At 59.6% G+C, this 17,201-nt stretch carries 18 protein-coding genes; 12 read left to right on the top strand and 6 right to left on the bottom strand.

What is annotated here, in order from left to right; all coding sequences use genetic code 11:
• Nucleotides 1–7 precede the first annotated feature (7 nt).
• The gene (locus AABM55_RS13675) at nt 8–232 is read right to left on the bottom strand and encodes a hypothetical protein (RefSeq protein WP_347929870.1); all 225 of its coding nucleotides are present in this window, start codon (nt 230–232) and stop codon (nt 8–10) included.
• 17 nt (nt 233–249) lie between these two features.
• Between AABM55_RS13675 and AABM55_RS13670 the strand changes: the two genes are divergently transcribed.
• The 7 genes from AABM55_RS13670 to AABM55_RS13640 all read left to right on the top strand — a co-directional run bounded on the left by AABM55_RS13670 (nt 250) and on the right by AABM55_RS13640 (nt 6,567).
• Complete coding sequence (locus tag AABM55_RS13670; protein ID WP_054597086.1) at nt 250–1,290, top strand: DMT family transporter; 1,041 nt, start codon at nt 250–252, stop codon at nt 1,288–1,290.
• 297 nt (nt 1,291–1,587) lie between these two features.
• Nucleotides 1,588–2,529, top strand: a complete 942-nt coding sequence (locus tag AABM55_RS13665) for a chromate resistance protein ChrB domain-containing protein (RefSeq protein WP_347929869.1) — start codon at nt 1,588–1,590, stop codon at nt 2,527–2,529.
• Nucleotides 2,526–3,884 (top strand): chromate efflux transporter, encoded by a 1,359-nt coding sequence (chrA, locus tag AABM55_RS13660; RefSeq protein ID WP_347929868.1) that lies wholly within the window; start codon nt 2,526–2,528, stop codon nt 3,882–3,884. Before AABM55_RS13665 ends, chrA begins: the two co-directional genes overlap by 4 nt.
• Nucleotides 3,885–3,968: 84 nt before the next feature.
• On the top strand, nt 3,969–4,421 hold the full coding sequence (locus AABM55_RS13655) for a chromate resistance protein ChrB domain-containing protein (protein WP_347929867.1): 453 nt from the start codon (nt 3,969–3,971) through the stop codon (nt 4,419–4,421).
• A 92-nt stretch (nt 4,422–4,513) separates the two neighbouring features.
• Nucleotides 4,514–5,554: a YncE family protein gene (locus tag AABM55_RS13650; RefSeq protein ID WP_347929866.1), complete on the top strand. Its 1,041-nt coding sequence runs from the start codon at nt 4,514–4,516 to the stop codon at nt 5,552–5,554.
• Between the two features lie 144 nt (nt 5,555–5,698).
• Complete coding sequence (locus AABM55_RS13645) at nt 5,699–6,310, top strand: DNA-3-methyladenine glycosylase (protein ID WP_347929865.1); 612 nt, start codon at nt 5,699–5,701, stop codon at nt 6,308–6,310.
• Nucleotides 6,307–6,567 carry an Ada metal-binding domain-containing protein gene (locus AABM55_RS13640; RefSeq protein ID WP_347929864.1) on the top strand — a complete coding sequence of 87 codons (261 nt, stop codon included), beginning with the start codon at nt 6,307–6,309 and terminating at the stop codon, nt 6,565–6,567. Before AABM55_RS13645 ends, AABM55_RS13640 begins: the two co-directional genes overlap by 4 nt.
• 63 nt (nt 6,568–6,630) lie before the next feature.
• On the opposite strand, the gene AABM55_RS13635 is transcribed toward AABM55_RS13640, so the two are convergent.
• On the bottom strand, nt 6,631–7,527 hold the full coding sequence (locus tag AABM55_RS13635; protein ID WP_347929863.1) for a LysR family transcriptional regulator: 897 nt from the start codon (nt 7,525–7,527) through the stop codon (nt 6,631–6,633).
• 100 nt (nt 7,528–7,627) lie between these two features.
• On the opposite strand from AABM55_RS13635, the gene AABM55_RS13630 reads away from it, so the two are divergent.
• Nucleotides 7,628–8,290, top strand: coding sequence for an NAD(P)-binding domain-containing protein (locus tag AABM55_RS13630; protein WP_347929862.1), 663 nt, complete (start codon nt 7,628–7,630; stop codon nt 8,288–8,290).
• Nucleotides 8,291–8,345: 55 nt separating this feature from the next.
• Here AABM55_RS13630 and AABM55_RS13625 read toward each other — a convergent pair whose 3' ends face one another.
• Entirely contained in the window at nt 8,346–9,041 is a 696-nt protein-coding gene (locus AABM55_RS13625) for a tRNA (adenine(22)-N(1))-methyltransferase TrmK (RefSeq protein ID WP_347930025.1), read from the bottom strand.
• Nucleotides 9,042–9,456: 415 nt separating this feature from the next.
• Between AABM55_RS13625 and AABM55_RS13620 the strand changes: the two genes are divergently transcribed.
• The 3 genes from AABM55_RS13620 (at nt 9,457) to AABM55_RS13610 (ending at nt 11,525) form a co-directional block, all read left to right on the top strand.
• Entirely contained in the window at nt 9,457–10,524 is a 1,068-nt protein-coding gene (locus AABM55_RS13620) for an alpha/beta fold hydrolase (RefSeq protein ID WP_103314412.1), read from the top strand.
• A gap of 235 nt (nt 10,525–10,759) precedes the next feature.
• Complete coding sequence (locus AABM55_RS13615; protein WP_347929861.1) at nt 10,760–11,059, top strand: hypothetical protein; 300 nt, start codon at nt 10,760–10,762, stop codon at nt 11,057–11,059.
• A gap of 40 nt (nt 11,060–11,099) precedes the next feature.
• On the top strand, nt 11,100–11,525 hold the full coding sequence (locus AABM55_RS13610) for a DUF1810 domain-containing protein (RefSeq protein WP_347929860.1): 426 nt from the start codon (nt 11,100–11,102) through the stop codon (nt 11,523–11,525).
• Nucleotides 11,526–11,710: 185 nt separating this feature from the next.
• Here the strand turns inward: AABM55_RS13610 and katG are convergent, their stop codons facing one another.
• Nucleotides 11,711–13,945 (bottom strand): catalase/peroxidase HPI, encoded by a 2,235-nt coding sequence (gene katG, locus AABM55_RS13605; RefSeq protein WP_347929859.1) that lies wholly within the window; start codon nt 13,943–13,945, stop codon nt 11,711–11,713.
• A 358-nt stretch (nt 13,946–14,303) separates the two neighbouring features.
• Here katG and AABM55_RS13600 point away from each other — a divergent pair, with 358 nt between their 5' ends.
• Nucleotides 14,304–14,984, top strand: a complete 681-nt coding sequence (locus tag AABM55_RS13600; RefSeq protein ID WP_347929858.1) for a hypothetical protein — start codon at nt 14,304–14,306, stop codon at nt 14,982–14,984.
• Nucleotides 14,985–15,062: 78 nt separating this feature from the next.
• On the opposite strand, the gene AABM55_RS13595 is transcribed toward AABM55_RS13600, so the two are convergent.
• Nucleotides 15,063–16,232 carry a Gfo/Idh/MocA family protein gene (locus tag AABM55_RS13595; RefSeq protein ID WP_103314407.1) on the bottom strand — a complete coding sequence of 390 codons (1,170 nt, stop codon included), beginning with the start codon at nt 16,230–16,232 and terminating at the stop codon, nt 15,063–15,065.
• Between the two features lie 25 nt (nt 16,233–16,257).
• Nucleotides 16,258–17,181: a TIM barrel protein gene (locus AABM55_RS13590; RefSeq protein WP_347929857.1), complete on the bottom strand. Its 924-nt coding sequence runs from the start codon at nt 17,179–17,181 to the stop codon at nt 16,258–16,260.
• Nucleotides 17,182–17,201: the final 20 nt, after the last annotated feature.

Raw genomic sequence — 17,201 nt, 5'->3', positions numbered from 1 at the left:
CTTCATATCAGGCAAAGGATAATGCCCAATGCTTGCTGCCGGGACAATCGACCGGGTGAGTCCACGTCGAATAGCAGACGTTCATTGGCCAGGACGCCGCTGCTTTCACGCGCTGGGGCGTGGTTTTTGTACCTGAAATGAACGCCAACCGGGCATCAAGCTCAAGTAGCGCGATATCATTGGCAGTATTGGCATTTCTGATGGCCCGCAGGGCCTGAATCTCCTTGAACATTAAGGCACTGAGCCCCCATGAACCTGAGTATTTTCTACGCCTTGAGCGCGGCCGCACTGTTTGGCGCCAGCACCCCGCTGGCCAAACTGCTAGGTGTGGAGGTCTCGCCGATTTTATTGGCGGGGCTGCTGTACCTGGGCAGCGGCCTCGGCTTGACCCTGGTCAGGTTTATCCGCGATCGCGGCTGGCAGGCAACCGGTCTGACGGCCGGCGAGTGGCCGTGGTTGATCGGTGCCATCGCCTTCGGCGGTGTGCTTGGGCCGGTGGCATTGATGTTCGGCTTGACCCTGACGTCAGGGGCGACGGCCTCGCTGATGCTCAATCTGGAATCGGTACTGACGGCGCTGCTGGCCTGGCTGGTGTTCAAGGAGAATGCTGATCGGCGAATCGTTGCGGGGATGTTGGCCATCGTCGCTGGCGGAGTGTTCCTGGCCTGGCCGCAAGACTCGACACACGCACAAGGCTGGATCGGCCCGCTGGCCGTCGCGCTGGCCTGTGCCTGCTGGGCCATCGATAACAACCTGACCCGCAAGATCTCAGCGTCCGATGCCCTGTTCATTGCCGGTATCAAGGGGCTGGTCGCGGGGGCGGTCAACTGTACGCTGGCGTTATCGTTGGGGGCCAAACTACCGAACATTGCCACGCTCGCGCCGATACTCCTGGTCGGCTTTCTCGGTTACGGCATTAGCCTGGTGCTGTTCGTGCTCGCCCTTCGCGGCCTCGGCACGGCACGTACTGGCGCGTACTTTTCGACCGCGCCGTTTCTGGGGGCGGCGATAGCGATTCTGATCCTCGGCGAACCTGCTTCACTGACGTTCTGGATCGCCGCCCTGCTGATGGGCATTGGCGTCTGGATTCACCTCACTGAAAGCCACGCGCACGACCACCAGCACGAGCCGCTCATCCATGGTCACCGGCATGTTCACGATGAACACCATCAGCATGAGCATGACTTTGAATGGGATGGCAGCGAACCTCACAGTCACGTTCACCAGCATCAGGCGATCCGCCACAGCCACCCGCATTACCCCGACATTCATCACCGGCACAAGCATTGATGGGCTGTTCATTTAAGCCGTAATGCAATCTGTAGCAGCTGCCGAAGGCTGCGTTCGGCTCGGTCCGCGTTCGGGCGTAGCAGTCGTGAGTCCGGCTGCCGTGGTGTACCTGACACACCGCAATTGCTGATTTTACGACTGCTTCGCAGCCGAACGCAGCCTTCGGCAGCTGCTACAAAGAATGCCTCGCGACTGAAATTGCTTAAGTGAACAGCATTATTGCCGGGGGCTTTTCAATCAGCCTAAAGACGCATACTGTAGAGACACAAACTTTTTTTGAATGTATCTCTACATAAAATGAAAAACTGGCTCGCATTAATCCTTGGCCTACCGACCGCCAATGCCACCGAGCGCATGCGAGCCTGGCGCGCCCTGAAAGCCTCTGGAGCGGCGGTGTTACGCGATGGCGCCTATCTGCTGCCGGACACGGTCGCCTGTCGTGAAGCACTGTCCTCGGTCGAACGCGATATTCTGGCCATCAATGGCACCGCCTATGTCCTGCCTGTCGTCGACCCAAATGGCGAACGCTTCGTAGCGTTGTTCGACCGTAGCGATGAGTACAGCAAGCTCGGCGCCGAGATCGACGCCTGCCGTGCACAGCTCAATACCGAGAATGCACTGGCCACCACCAAGCAGATTCGCAAGCTGCGCAAAGCCTACGAACAACTGACCACTATCGATTATTTTCCTGGCAAGCCGAAGCAGCAGATCGACGCGGTTTTGCAAGAACTTGAGACCGCCGTCAGTCGCGCATTGTCGGCAGACGAACCCCATAGCCGCGACCAGCCAATCGTGCCGCTGAGTCTTGCGGACTTTCAGGGTCGCGTATGGGCAACGCGCAAGCGGCCCTGGGTTGATCGACTGGCCTGCGCCTGGCTGATTCGACGCTTCATCGATCCAGACGCTCGGATCCTCTGGCTGAACAGCCCGCAGGACTGCCCCGCCGATGCCCTGGGTTTCGATTTCGATGAGGCGACCTTCAGTCATGTCGGCAACCGTGTGACCTTCGAAACCCTGCAAGCCAGCTTTGAAATCCAGGCGCCGGGTCTGGAGCGCGTTGCAGCCCTCGTGCATTACCTCGACATCGGCGGCATTCAGCCGGTCGAGGCTGCCGGCCTCGAGCGGGTGCTGGCCGGACTACGCGAAACCATGACTGATGATGACCACTTGTTGGCTACTGCGAGCGCCATCTTCGACGGCCTGCTTGCCGCGTTTGTGAAAGAGGAACAACCCCAATGAGTAAGGCATCTCCATCGCTTGTTGAAGCTGAACTGCCAAGGCCTGAGGCGATCAGTTTGCGTGAGGCATTCTGGTTCTGGCTCAAGCTGGGTTTCATCAGTTTCGGCGGGCCGGCAGGACAGATTTCGATCATGCACCAGGAGTTGGTCGAACGACGGCGCTGGATTTCCGAGCGGCGATTCCTGCATGCCCTCAACTACTGCATGTTGCTGCCAGGGCCAGAAGCTCAGCAACTGGCAACCTACATCGGCTGGTTGATGCATCGAACCTGGGGCGGTGTCATTGCAGGTGGGCTGTTTGTGCTGCCCTCGCTGTTCATCCTGATTGCCTTGTCCTGGATGTATATCGCCTTCGGCGACGTGCCAATGGTCGCCGGGCTTTTCTATGGCATCAAACCGGCCGTGACCGCCATTGTCGTACAGGCGGCTCATCGAATCGGTTCGCGAGCGCTGAAGAACAATTGGCTGTGGGCCATCGCGGCGGCGTCGTTCGCGGCGATATTTGCATTCAATGTGCCCTTTCCACTGATCGTGCTCAGTGCGGCCTTGATCGGCTATCTGGGTGGCCGTTTTGCTCCGGAAAAGTTCCGGATCGGAGGCCACAGCGCTGCCCAAAAATCCTACGGCCCGGCATTGATCGATGACGACACCCCTTCCCCCGACCATGCCCGGTTCAGCTGGTTGAAGCTGGCGCTGCTGACACTCATCGGCGCGGGGTTATGGGCGTTGCCAATGGCGATCCTGACCACACTCTTTGGCTGGGAAGGTACCTTGACCCAAATGGCCTGGTTCTTCACCAAGGCGGCACTGCTGACATTTGGTGGCGCCTACGCGGTGCTCCCGTATGTCTACCAGGGCGCAGTCGGGCACTATGGCTGGCTGACCCCGACACAAATGATCGACGGCTTGGCGCTGGGGGAAACCACGCCGGGGCCGCTGATCATGGTGGTGGCTTTCGTCGGCTTTGTCGGGGCTTATGTTTCGCAGGTGTTCGGCGCCGACCAGGTGTTTCTCGGCGGCGCCGTAGCGGCGACGCTGGTGACCTGGTTCACCTTCCTGCCTTCGTTCCTGTTCATCCTTGCCGGCGGCCCGCTGGTGGAGACGACGCACAACGAACTCAAGTTCACCGCGCCGCTCACCGGGATTACCGCCGCTGTGGTTGGGGTGATTCTTAATCTGGCAGTGTTCTTCGGCTATCACGTGCTGTGGCCCAAAGGGTTCAGCGGCACCCTCGACTGGCCCTCTGCGCTGATCGCCATTGCCGCAGCGATTGCCTTGTTTCGCTTCAAGCGTGGCGTCATTCAAGTATTGATGGCCTGTGCGCTCATTGGATTGGCAGTGCATCTGCTGCGCTAGAAAGCGTGCGGCGATCAAACGTTTCCTGGCAGGCATCGGGCCTGCCGGATCATCCAGCCTGTCGAACCAGGCAGGAGGTGTTGCATGAGGTGGATTACCCGTGAACGACCCAAGATTGATCGCATCGCTTGTCCTTGGCTGATCACTCGTTTTATCGATCCTCAGGCCGAGTTCCTCTACGTCCCCAGCAAAGACGTTCTGCGGTTTGCCGCTGAGAAAGATGCAACGCCTTACGATATTCCGGGCGTCGAGCTTTCCCACGTAGGTGAGCTGTGCAGCTTCGATGCGTTCCTGAAGAAGTACCAGCTCAGTGATACCGCCTTGCAGCATTTGGCCAAAATCGTGCGTGGGGCGGATACCTCCCGCCTTGATCTGACGCCGCAATCGGCTGGGCTGTACGCGATTTCGCTGGGATTGTCGCAATGCTTCGCCGATGACCAGGAAATGCTGTCGCACGGTTTGATCATGTATGACGCGCTGTACGCCTGGTGCAAGGAGTGTCAAGGCGAGACGCATAACTGGCCTCCGCAGATGTGAAGAGGCCTGTTCACACTGAACGTTCTAATCCTGTATTACCGGGACAAAGGCAGGACGATTGACGTCGCCCTGCCCAAGCAGAAGAGGACCTCATGACCCTACGGCACAAACGACGTTTTGCTCTGCCAGTCTTCGCCGTCCTGTTGATGGCGCTAGCCGTCATGAACGTCGCGAACCTTCGCGACGTTCAGGCTGCAGACAAACCATCGACCAACGACCTGCCACTGAAACATGTCACCGACATTCCGTTGCCCGGCGGCGCTACTCGGCTTGACTACGAGAGCTACGATCCAGCGCGTAACCTGTTGTTCATCGCTCATTTGGGTGACAGCGAAGTGATCGTCTTTGACCTGCGTGAGTCCCGTGTCGTTGGACGCATTGCGAACGTTTCGTCGGTGCACGGTGTGCTGGTTATTCCTGAACTGTCGCGTGTCTACGCGTCGGCGACGGGCACCAACGAAATCGTGGCGATTGACGAAACGACCCTGGCAGTTGTCAGTCGTATTCCCGGCGGTGTCTACCCAGACGGAATGGCTTATGTGCCCGACCTTCACAAGCTTTACGTATCGAACGAAAACGGCAAGACCGAAACGGTAATCGACGTGCGCACCAACACTCGCGTCGCAACGATTCCCCTCGGAGGTGAAGTCGGCAATACACAATATGACCCTGTATCACGGCACATTTTCGTTAATGTCCAGACACGCGGGCAACTGATCGAGATCGATCCCGCAACCGACCGGATCGTTGCGCGCATTGATTTGCCGGGGGCAAGAGGCAACCATGGCTTGTTGATCACCCCGCGTGACCGGCTGGCCTTTATCGCATGCGAAGGTAACGACAAACTCCTGGTACTGGACATGCGCACGATGCAGGTTATCCAGGCGTTCGATACTGGAGGAACCCCTGACGTGCTCGCGTTTGACCCCGTACCGGGCACGCTTTATGTGGCTGCAGAGGCCGGCATGGTGTCGATGTTCCACGTCAAGGACAGCGTCCTCACGAACATCGGCAGTGGCCGCGTAGGCCCGCATGCGCACGTCGTTGCTGTGGATACAGCGACACACCGCTCGTATTTTCCACTCAAGGATATCGACGGGCACCCGGTACTGCGGATTATGGAACCCCGGTAGCGCATCCGTGCTGCGTCACTGTCGGTAGCTGGAGTTTTATAGCGCTGCAACCTACGCGAAAGTTTGAGCGCAAGAGACCGGGTGCGATCCAGCGGGCAGATCTTTAATCTGCCTGCAGTACCTGAACTTCTGCCTGGAATTTCCATGCCCTATCACCCCGCCAGCCACTACCTGTCCGCCATCGACCCGGACTGGGCGCGGCACATCGCCGCCATCGGCCCGTGCCTGCATCAGCCAAAACCGGCTCGTGATCCCTACGAAGCGCTGGTTCGGGCCATTGCTTATCAGCAACTCCATGCCAAGGCCGGCGATGCCATTCTCGGGCGTTTGATCGCGCTGTTTCCCGACTCGCCGTTCCCGACGCCCGAGCAATTGCTGGCCTGTGAATTCGAGGTGCTGCGCGGCTGTGGTTTCTCCGGCAGCAAGATCGCCACGCTTCACGGTATCGCCCAAGGCGCACTGGAGGGGCTGGTGCCGGATCGTTCAAACGCGCTGTCGATGAGCGACGACGAATTGATCGAACGCCTGACCCGGTTACGCGGTGTCGGCCGCTGGACTGTCGAGATGCTGCTGATCTACACCCTCGAACGCATGGACATCCTGCCCGCCGACGACTTTGGCGTGCGCGACGGCTACCGCCGTCTCAAGGGCCTGGAGCAACAGCCAAGCCGCAAGCAGATGGTCGATATCGGTCAGGCATGGAGCCCCTATAGAACCGTCGCGGCCTGGTATTTGTGGCGAGTGCCGAACCCATGAAACGCTTTGTGTTGATCAATGCTCAGGGCGAACCGCTAGACAGCGCCGAACCCGGACAAATGGGTGGTCATCGACGATCCCGAATTTACGGTCGACTGGACTGCCCTGCTGCACTGCGGGCCATTGCCCGTGGTGGCTATGTCGCGCACCGGGTGTTTTTTGCCGATGAAGCCATAGCCCGCGCGGCGGGCTATCGACCGTGTGCGGTGTGTTTGCCGCTGGCGTACAGGGAATGGAAAAAAGCATCCAGTCAATGACGCGGTAACCTGCGATCGGGATCAATCACAGGTCAATGCGGCTTGGACAACTCAAAAGCCGGCTCAAATCGCACCAAAGCGGGCGATTGCAGCCTCGATGAATCGTCGGAGTTTGGCGGTTCTCTGGCGATTTGCCGTGTAGAGCAAATGCATGTGTCGGCTCGGCGCTTCGAAATCAGTTAACAGCCGCACCAACTCGCCGCTTTGCAGCGCCGGCTGAAGAAAGTCTTCGGATCCAAGGACAATTCCAAACCCCTCAAGCGCGGCTGACAGCAGTGCCTTGCTCTCGTTGACTTGCAAGCGACTGGTGACCTGTACCTTATGAACGGTGGACCCCTTGCAGAACTGCCATTCGCGGTCGGCCGGACGGGACCAATAGGCAAATCCCAAACATTCATGGTTCTCGAGATCAGCCGGTGTTTGTGGCGTTCCGCGTTCAATCAGGTAGCTCGGTGTTGCGCAGGCCACCAGCCGATAAGGCGCCAACGGTCTGGCGGTCAAACTGGAGTTGGTCAAGGGACCGATCCGGAAAGCCACTTCATAGCCCTCTTCCACCAGATCGACGAAGCGATCCGTCAAATGCAGATCGATTTCCACTTCAGGGTGGTGACGCAAAAAATCCGTCATGAACGGCATGAGGCTATAGGAACCGAAAGTCACGGGAGCACTGATTTTCAGTTTGCCACGAGGGGTGTCGTTCATGATCTGCGCAAGGGAGTCGGCAGCCTGGGCTTCGCTCACAATATGCTTGCAGCGTTCATAGTAAGCACTCCCCAGTTCAGTCAGGCTCTGCCGCCGGGTAGTACGGTTCAGTAGCCGCGCCCCCAGCCGGTGCTCAAGAGCGGCAACATGCTTGGCCACCATCTGCGGCGACATGCCCAATCGCTCTGCAGCGCGGGCGTAGGAGCCTGACTCCGCCGCCATCACAAAAGCGCTCATGCTCGTCAAGCGATCCATCATTCAACACTCCCGGTAACGAGACTAAGTAGCCGATGATTATTTATCTGCCATTGGTTGGCAATCATCATGGTTTCTTCTTACCAACCAGCGGAGCAAGGACATGCGTATCGGCATTATTGGGGCAGGTTTCATAGGACGTTCAGTGGCGCAATTGGTCATCGCAGCGGGACACGAGGCGATGCTCAGCAATTCACGTGGGCCACAGACCATGAGCAGCGTGCTCAGTGGCATTCCTGGCAGTCAGGTCGGCACTGTCGAAGAGGCAGCACGATTCGGCGAAGTTGTACTTGTGGCAATCCCCCTGGCGCATTACCGAAGCGTGCCGGCCAAGTGGCTAGAGGGCAAAACCGTCCTGGATGCCAACAACTACTACCCGGAGCGAGACGGCCACATTCCCATCCTGGACCGATTCGAAACCACCACCAGCCGCCTGCTTGCCGAGCATCTGCCCGACTCCAGGGTGGTCAAGGTTTTTAACGCAATCCTCGCTCAAGACCTGGTTCAGGACTCGCGCCCGAAAGCGGCACCCAACCGACGCGCACTGCCGATCGCTGCGGATGACCCGGTCGCAAAAGCCCTGGTGACCACATTGCTGGACGAGATTGGGTTCGACGCTGTCGATGCTGGCAATCTTGATGACAGCTGGCGATTCGAACGGGCTAAACCCGCCTACTGCATCCCATTGGATAAACAGGGGCTGAAGGTTGCCTTGGCTGCGGCTCAGCGGCAGGTTGAATTGCCTGATGGATCGTGGCGCCGCTGAATAGCCCGCAACATCGCCGCTCGGTGGCTTTCCGTACAACCCCCTGGACCGAGGCTCAAGCCAGCAGGTCGCTGATCCACCGTACTTGCCGGACGATGTCCTGCACCTTCTCCTCGGGCACGGCCTGCCGCGCCCGGGCGAAGTTGCTCAGGGTCTTGTGCTTCTCGCGCAGTATGCGCTGCCACTTGGCCAGGAACACCGGACTGCGGGCCTGCATCTGCAGCGGGCCGAAGTACAGCTCCTCGGCGCTGTACATCACCGGCCCGGCGCGCTCGGCGACGATGATTTCGTAGTCGAAGCGGTTTTCCCGCAGCAGTTCCTCACAGAGGATGCAGTAACCATTTTCCATCAGCCATTGGCGCAGTGGCTGCTCGCCGCCGTTGGGCTGCAGGATCAGGCGCTCCTGGCCGCTCAGGCGCGCTTTGCCACTGTCGAGGATGTCGCGGATCGTCTCGCCGCCCATCCCGCAGATGCTGATCGCCGTGATCCCGTCTCCCGGCTCGATCGCTGCCAGGCCGTTGGCCAGGCGCACGCTGATCCGCTGGTCCAGGCCGTTCTCGCGCACGGTGCGTTCGGCTGAGTAAAACGGCGTCAATGCCACCTCGCCGGCCACCGCCGCCGCGATAGCGCCACGGCGCATCAACGCCACCGGCAGGTAGCCATGATCCGAGCCGATATCGGCCAGCCGTGCACCTTCTGGCACATGCCACGCCACGCGCTCCAGGCGCATGGACAATGTCTGTTCGTTCAACTGCTGCCCCTTTTCACCACGAACGTCCGGCACCATTGGCTGGATCGGGGCGCGATTCTGTCGGGCAACGCCGTGCATTTCAACTTTATGCGATCAAGACCATGGCTCGCCCCAAACCTGGCGCTTGCGCATCGGCCCAAAGCGAACCCTGGTTATGGGCTGCTTTTGGCCGATCTTCGCAAGGACGCGGCCTGCCAGGATGATCCGCCTCATGACGAATGCAGGGGGTCATCCCATAGCAAATCTGCTGATACGCTGTGCATGGCAGTGTTTCTGAATAACATCTCGACATGCAGGCTTTCATCTGGCCTGCGATTCGACACAGGCCCGATACGTCACCGCCTTCAAATGCAAGCAAGGTTTGAAGGGAATCAGCCAGACTCTGCAGTCAACAACTTGTAACGGAGACATCACCATGAAGATGGCAGTGCAAAACAACAAAACCGGTAAAACACGCCACCGTCTGGTCGGCTCGTCAGTCCTCGCGCTCAGCCTGTTTGGCACTCTCGGCGCGGCCCACGCGCAAACGACCGCAACCGCACAGCCAGCTGTGATCAATGCTAGTACCGCTCATGCGGCACCCTCTCCGTTCGGCCCACTGAAGCATGTCAACGCCGGACTACTGAACGTGGCATACGCCGAAACAGGCCCGGCCAATGGACCGGTGGTGATTCTTCTGCACGGCTGGCCGTACGACATTCACAGCTATGACGAGGTCGCACCCTTACTTGCAGCAAAGGGCTATCGAGTGCTGATGCCATATGCGCGCGGCTACGGAGATACGCATTTTCTATCCGAAAAAACTCTTCGCAATGGCCAACCGACCGCGCTGGCAAGTGACGTCATCGACTTCATGGATGCACTGAAGATCAAGCAAGCCGTGCTCGGTGGCTATGATTGGGGCGCGCGGTCGGCTGACATCGTCTCGGCGCTATGGCCAGAACGGGTCAAGGCACTGGTCTCGGTCAGCGGCTATCTGATCGGTAACCAGGCGGCCGGCAAGAACCCGCTGCCGCCGAAGGCTGAATTGCAGTGGTGGTATCAGTTTTACTTCGCCACTGACCGCGGTCGCGCCGGGTACGAGAAAAACACCCACGACTTCGCCAAGTTGATATGGCAAACGGCTTCGCCGAAATGGGCGTTCGATGACGCCACCTACGATCGTAGCGCCAAGGCACTGGACAACCCCGACCATGTCGACATCACCGTGTTCAACTACCGCTGGCGCCTGGGCCTGATTCAAGGCGAGCCCCAATACGAAGCTTTAGAGCAGAAACTGGCCAAGGCGCCGTCCATCAGCGTGCCGACCATCACCCTTGAAGGCGACGCCAACGGCGCGCCACACCCTGCCCCCGAGGATTACGCCAAGCGCTTCACCGGTAAATACGAGTTCCGGTTGATCAGCGGCGGCATCGGCCACAACCTGCCGCAGGAGGCTCCGCAGGCGTTCGCCAAGGCGGTGATTGATGCGGATCACCTTTGAGGCCGATCCGACATTCGTGAACTTCCCCCGATAAGCACGTTCTCAACAGCGGCTCGTTATATCTGACGAGCCGTTGTTCTTTGCGCGGCTCTTTTGGACAATCACCAACTGAAAAGAGCCAGCCCGGCAAAAACGCCCCCACATGCACTCGGTCCGCTGAACCGGTCCAAGGGCAGGCGCAACACTGTCTAATCTGAATAGAACACGACCACACTCTTGATACAGGGGAAACGGCATGACCAGAATCACAGCGCGCCAATGCTCGTCATGGGCCCTGATCTCCCTGCTCGCCATCAACCTGGCGCTGACCGCCGGATGCTCAGGCAAAACTGCCGCACACCGCTATTCGACCTCAAGCACAGCCTCGAACTGCTACGCAAAAGCGCTACCCTCTGCCGGCGAAGGCGGCTTGGCCTGGGGCTCCACTTTGGGCGTGGCTCGGCAAAAATCCCTGGATAATTGCAAACGCTATGCCGGCCAATCCGGTGGCACGCCGAGTACCTGCCATGTGGTGACAGCGGAGTGCAAAAAGTAATAGCGCGTTTGCAGTGTTTGCCAATTGAGGGAGTACAAGCATGCACGATCCCTTCAATCTTCGTCGTTTCGTCGAGGCCCAGCGCCCGGTTTTCAGCCGAGTCATGGATGAGTTGCGCGCCGGGCGCAAGACCAGCCACTGGATGTGGTTCATCTTCCCGCAACTGCAGGGCCTCGGGCATAGCGAGATGGCCGAGCGCTTTGCCATTTCCGGTGCTGCCGAAGCCCGGGCCTATCTGCTGCATGATGTGTTGGGGCCACGGCTGGAGGAAAGCGTCAGTACCCTCCTGCAACACAGTGACAAGAGTGCGCTGGCCATCCTTGGCCACCCCGATGACCTGAAGTTGCGCTCCTGTCTCACGCTATTCGCCAGTATCAAACCCGAACAGCCCCTGTTCCAGCAGGCCCTCGACCAGTTTTTCGCCGGTGAGCCAGACGCCAGGACCCTGTCCCTTCTTGGAGAATAAGGTCGACGCGAGCTACATCGCGACGAAACGCCGTGATCGGCGCACAGAGCAACCGATGTCTCGCGCCGGCTGATTGTCCCATCGTGTAGACGATGCTTCTCATTTTGTCGATTGTTCCCGGAGCCCCCGACCTGAACGATCAGGTCGAGGTGGCCCACTCCGGGATCCAGGGTCCAACGCTCGCGTTACCTGAGGTCGAAACGGTCGAGATTCATCACCTTGGTCCAGGCTGCCACGAAGTCTTTCACGAACTTCTCCTGCGCATCGCTACTGGCATAGACTTCGGCCAAGGCCCGCAGTTGCGAGTTAGAGCCGAAGACGAGATCGACACGAGTGCCTGTCCATTTGAGGTCGCCGGTTTTGCGATCGCGTCCTTCAAACTCTTCATTGGCGTCCGAGACCGGCTTCCATTCCACGCCCATGTCGAGCAGGTTGGTGAAGAAGTCGTTGGTCAGCGCTTCAGTTCTCTTGGTGAAGACCCCGTGCGAGGTTTGTCCGACGTTGGTGTTCAACACGCGCAGGCCGCCAATCAGCACCGTCATTTCTGGCGCGGTGAGAGTCAGCAGTTGCGCCTTGTCGATCAGTAACGCCTCGGCCGGTACGCGGTATCGGGTCTTGAGGTAATTGCGGAAGCCATCGGCGATGGGTTCGAGAAACCCGAAGGATTCGACATCCGTCTGCTCTTGGCTCGCGTCCATCCGCCCTGGAGTGAAAGGCACCGTGACGGTGTGACCGGCATTTTTCGCCGCCTGTTCGACACCAGCACAGCCGGCCAGCACGATCAGGTCCGCCAGCGAGATCTTCTTGCCGCCAGTCTGCGCGCTGTTGAACTCGCTCTGGATTTTCTCGAGGGTCGCCAGCACGTTCGCCAGTTTCGCAGGCTGGTTGGCCGGCCAGTCCTTCTGCGGGGCCAGGCGCAGGCGCCCACCGTTGGCGCCACCGCGCTTGTCGGAGCCTCGGAAGGTGGACGCCGCCGCCCAGGCAGTTGATACAAGCTGCGAGACTGTCAGGCCCGACGCCAGAAGCTTGCTCTTGAGTGAGGCGATGTCACTGTCGTTGACCAGTGCATGGTCGACCGCTGGAATAGGGTCTTGCCAAATGAGCTCTTCGTTCGGCATTTCCGGACCGAGGTAGCGCGAGAGCGGCCCCATGTCGCGGTGGATCAGCTTGAACCAGGCGCGAGCGAACGCGTCGGCCAACTGATCCGGATTGGCCAGGAAGCGCCGTGAAATCGGTTCATAGATCGGGTCGAATCGCAGGGACAGGTCCGTGGTCAGCATGGTCGGATTACGCCGCTTGGACGGGTCGTGAGCATCGGGAATGATGCCCGCGCCAGCGCCGTTTTTCGCTGTCCACTGGTTCGCACCGGCCGGGCTCTTGGTCAGTTCCCACTCGAAACCGAACAGGTTCTCCAGGTAGTTGTTGCTCCACTTCGTGGGCGTAGTGGTCCAGGTCACTTCCAGGCCGCTGGCGATCGTGTCGCCACCTTTGCCGGTGCCAAAGCTGCTCTTCCAGCCCAGGCCCTGCTGTTCGAGGCCAGCGGCTTCGGGGTCGGCGCCGACATGGGTTGCAGGCCCGGCACCGTGGGCTTTGCCGAAGGCGTGGCCGCCGGCGATCAATGCCACGGTTTCTTCGTCATTCATCGCCATGCGAGCGAAGGTTTCGCGGATATCCACCGCAGCAGCGACCGGGTCCGGGTTGCCCTCAGGGCCTTCCGGGTTGACGTAGATCAGGCCCATTTGCACCGCAGCAAGCGGTTTCTCCAGGTTGCGCTCCTGGACAGTAGGGCTCTCATCTTTGCCATAGCGCACGTCGCCCCCCAGCCAGGTTTTTTCCGAGCCCCAGTAGACGTCCTCATCCGGTCCCCAGACGTCCGGACGGCCTCCGGAAAAACCAAAGGTCTTGAAGCCCATGGACTCCAGCGCGACGTTGCCGGTGAGGACGATCAGGTCGGCCCAGGAGATGTTACGACCATACTTTTGCTTGATCGGCCAGAGCAGTCGGCGTGCCTTGTCGAGGCTGACGTTATCCGGCCAACTGTTGAGCGGCGCGAAGCGTTGCTGGCCGGAGCCGGCACCACCACGCCCATCACCGGTGCGGTACGTGCCTGCGGCGTGCCAGGCCATGCGAATAAAGAACGGCCCATAGTGACCGAAATCCGCAGGCCACCAGTCTTGCGAATCGGTCATCAGCGCATGCAGGTCTTTCTTGAGCGCTGAAAAGTCCAGTTTTTTGAACGCTTCAGCGTAGTTGAAGCCCTCGTCCATGGGGTCGGACAGGGATGAGTGTTGGTGCAGGATCTTCAGATTGAGTTGGTTCGGCCACCAGTCGCGGTTCGACGGGCCACCGCCCGCGGCGGCGTGATTGAACGGGCATTTCGATTCAGTTGCCATGTGTGAGCTACCTTTGGTCGTGTTCATCCGGCTATCCGGCCCCGCGTGGGCGCGCGATAGCGACGAGCGAAATCAATGACATAAGCTGCAGGGCCAACAATTCGATCAATTGATCGTCGTGGTCACACGGGCAATCCGGACAGCGGCAATCGAGTTACCAGCACGGTGGCCCACGGCAAGCCTAGTACGCTTCTGACTTATTCGTATCTCTTATCAGGTCTCAACCGGCCAGTTTTCACCAGCGCTCCGTTAAGGTTAGCCCCCTATAAAGCACTCAGCTAATAGGTGGCGTATTCGGTCCTGATAGGCCTAGTCTTTTACCTGACACCCAAGGAAGGAATAGACCTGTTACACGACGTACGCCTGTACGGGAGAGCACCAGACCATGAATAAGTGCCGGCGCTGCACGGCCGTCCACGAAGCTGGCCACGCCCTGGCTTTTTGGTGGAATGGTCAGCACATCGAGCGCATCACTGTGCGCACCAGGACAGAAGCCTGCACCGGCCCAATGATTGATCTGCGCGGCAACCCGCAAAACGTAGAGGGGTTGGTCGAGGCTGATTACCTGGTCCCGCACCCATCCTTCGACGCGCCCGGGATTGCTGAATACCTACCCTCAATGATCGATTCTATTGAGCGCGACCTTCTCGACTGCTTCGCCGGCCCGGTGGCCGAAGCAGTCTACAGGCGCACCAAATCGGACAAGTTCACCTGGGCCAGCGGCCGGGGGGACCGCTGCCGGGGTTACGAATTGATCAGTTTGCTGCCTGCACGAAAGCTACTCGACGCCGAATCCCGGGCAATCGCCCGCTCCTGCTGTCTGGTGCGTCACTACTGGCCCGCTGTCACCGCTGTCGCGGATCTTCTACAAGAGCACGGCACGGTTAACGGGGAAGCTATAACAGCGCTGCTGTGCGAAGTCACCGGGGAGTCACCGACGCGGCTCACTAATGACCTGGCAACCCTCGATATGCGACGCAACAGGCGGTGGACTGCCGCCCACTCGAAGCTACTTTTCAGCAAAGCCCGGCAACCATCTGACCGAACTGACTTCGATTGCCGGTGACTTCGTTCAGTAGTCTTTTAGCTGGCGGTGAGTTAATCCCTTTGTTTTTATGGAGGGTGACACACCGCTGAACTCGTCTCAGTAATCGACCCAGACCCCGCCTTTGTCCGCAGACTGGACACAGCGCTCGACCCAGCGAACACCTTCGACTCCGGCATGGATATCCGGATAGCGCAGCGTCGCCAAGCGCTCATGATTGCCGCGGTTGGCGGCGTCCATAGCCACGGCGAAACGGTAGTAAAGATTGGACCACGCGTCGAAGAGCCCTTCCGGGTGCCCCGCACCGATTCGGTCATCGAGCACTGCATCGGGATGCAAATACCCCATGCCGCGCTCCAGCACTTGCGCGGGTTTGCCCTGGACTTCGAATGACAGCTGGTTTGGCCGCTCGTCCCACCACTCGAGGCTGGCTTTAGAGCCGATCACGCGAATTTTCTGGCCGTGCATGGAGCCGGCGTTCACGGCGCTTGACCACACACTGCCCATTGCCCCGCCTTCGTATTCCATCAGCGTGTAGGCATTGTCCTCAAGCGGTGCGCGGCTTTTGACAAAGCTCTGACGGGTGCATAGCAGCCTTTTGATCTTGAGTTCGGGCAGCATGACTTCCGACAGGTACAGCGGATGGGTGCCGACATCTCCCAGTACATAGCTGGGGCCGGCGAAACGCGGATCGACTCGCCATTGGGTCGCCTCGCTTTGCGCCTCCACCGGCTCGCAATGGAAACCATGGGCAAACTGCATGTGCACCATGCGAATCTCGCCCAGTTCGCCCTGGGCAATCATGTGCCGGGCCTGTTCGATCAGTTGATGTCCGGCGTAGCCGTAGGTCACCCCCACTACCCTGTTGTTTGACACGGCAATTTCCCGCAGCGTCTGCGCCTCCTCGAGGGTGAAGCACAGCGGCTTTTCGCAGACCACGTGCAACCCTGCTTCCAGGGCGGCCTTGGTGATTGCGAAATGGGTGCCATTGGGCGTCGCCACTGAAACCGCCTGGATGCCATCCGGCCGCCCTGCCTCACCTTCAAACAGGCTGCGATAGTCGGCATAGCAGCGTTCGGGGTCGACTCCCAGTTCCACGCCGAACGCCCGACCGCGCTCCGGGTTCAGGTCGAAGGCGCCAGCGACCAGCACAAACGACTGGTCACGCAATGCCGCGCTGCGGTGGATGTAGCCAATCTGACTGTCGCGTCCACCGCCAACCATGGCCCAACGAAGAGGTTCGGGAATACGCTTGCTGCCATTGATCATCGATAAGTCCCTTGCGTGAGAGAAATCAGAAACCTGCTTGAGAGAGGTAGGCGCGGCTGGCAGCAACGTCGCGCAGGCTGCCATGGACGTTACGCGGATCGCGTTCTTGCTCGACGGTGATGTAGCCCTGGTAACCGAGCTCGGTGATCAGCTCACGCAAGGCGCGATAGTCGATGACACCCTGGCCGATCGGGCACATCACGCCCCTGGCGCAGGCCCCGAAAAAGCTGATGTGCTCACCCAATACCTGATCGAACACCGCCTGATCAATGTCTTTGAAATGCAGGTAATCCAGACGATCCGCGTACTGGCGCAGGGTCTGAACCGGGTCCATGCCGGCGTAGTAGAGATGGCCGGTGTCCAGGCATAGACCGGCCACTTCGTAGGGAATGTCGGCAACCAATTGCGCCAGCTCGTCGGCGAACTCGATGTAGCCGCCGGCATGCGGGTGAATCACCGTACGAACGCCGAACTCCAGCCAGGCCAGATCAGCAATGGCCCGGATGTGATTCATCATGCCCCGCCAGGCGTCAGGTGCCAGACGCGGTGCTCGTTCGGAGTGTCCGGCCGCGTAGTCACGTTCCTCATGCCCCCAGTCGATAACCACCAGGCAAGGCATGGCGAAGCGCTGCCCCGGTTCCTGCGGCACTGCTGGCAGTTGCTTGAGCAAGGCACAAATATTTCGGGTTTGTGTCAGCACGTTCGGCAGATTGGCCGGATCGACCAGATTGTCGAATACAGTGCCGGCCACCACATGCAGGCCCTGCTCGGCGAGCACCGTGCGGACTGCCGCAGCGTCTAGCGGCAGGTAGCCATACGGCCCCAGTTCGATGCCGCGATACCCGGCTTGCGCGGCTTCGCTGAGCACCTGTTGCCACGCTGGCAGATGAGGATTGTTGACGTCGTCTACGCCCCAGCAACAGGGTGCAGTGGAGATATGGAGGGTCATGTCAGGTTCCGATGATTGTT

This window comes from Pseudomonas helvetica (assembly GCF_039908645.1).
Classification (GTDB): domain Bacteria; phylum Pseudomonadota; class Gammaproteobacteria; order Pseudomonadales; family Pseudomonadaceae; genus Aquipseudomonas; species Aquipseudomonas helvetica.
The sequence above is the reverse complement of the archived record's forward strand: the minus strand, read 5'-3'. Positions and strand labels throughout refer to the sequence as shown.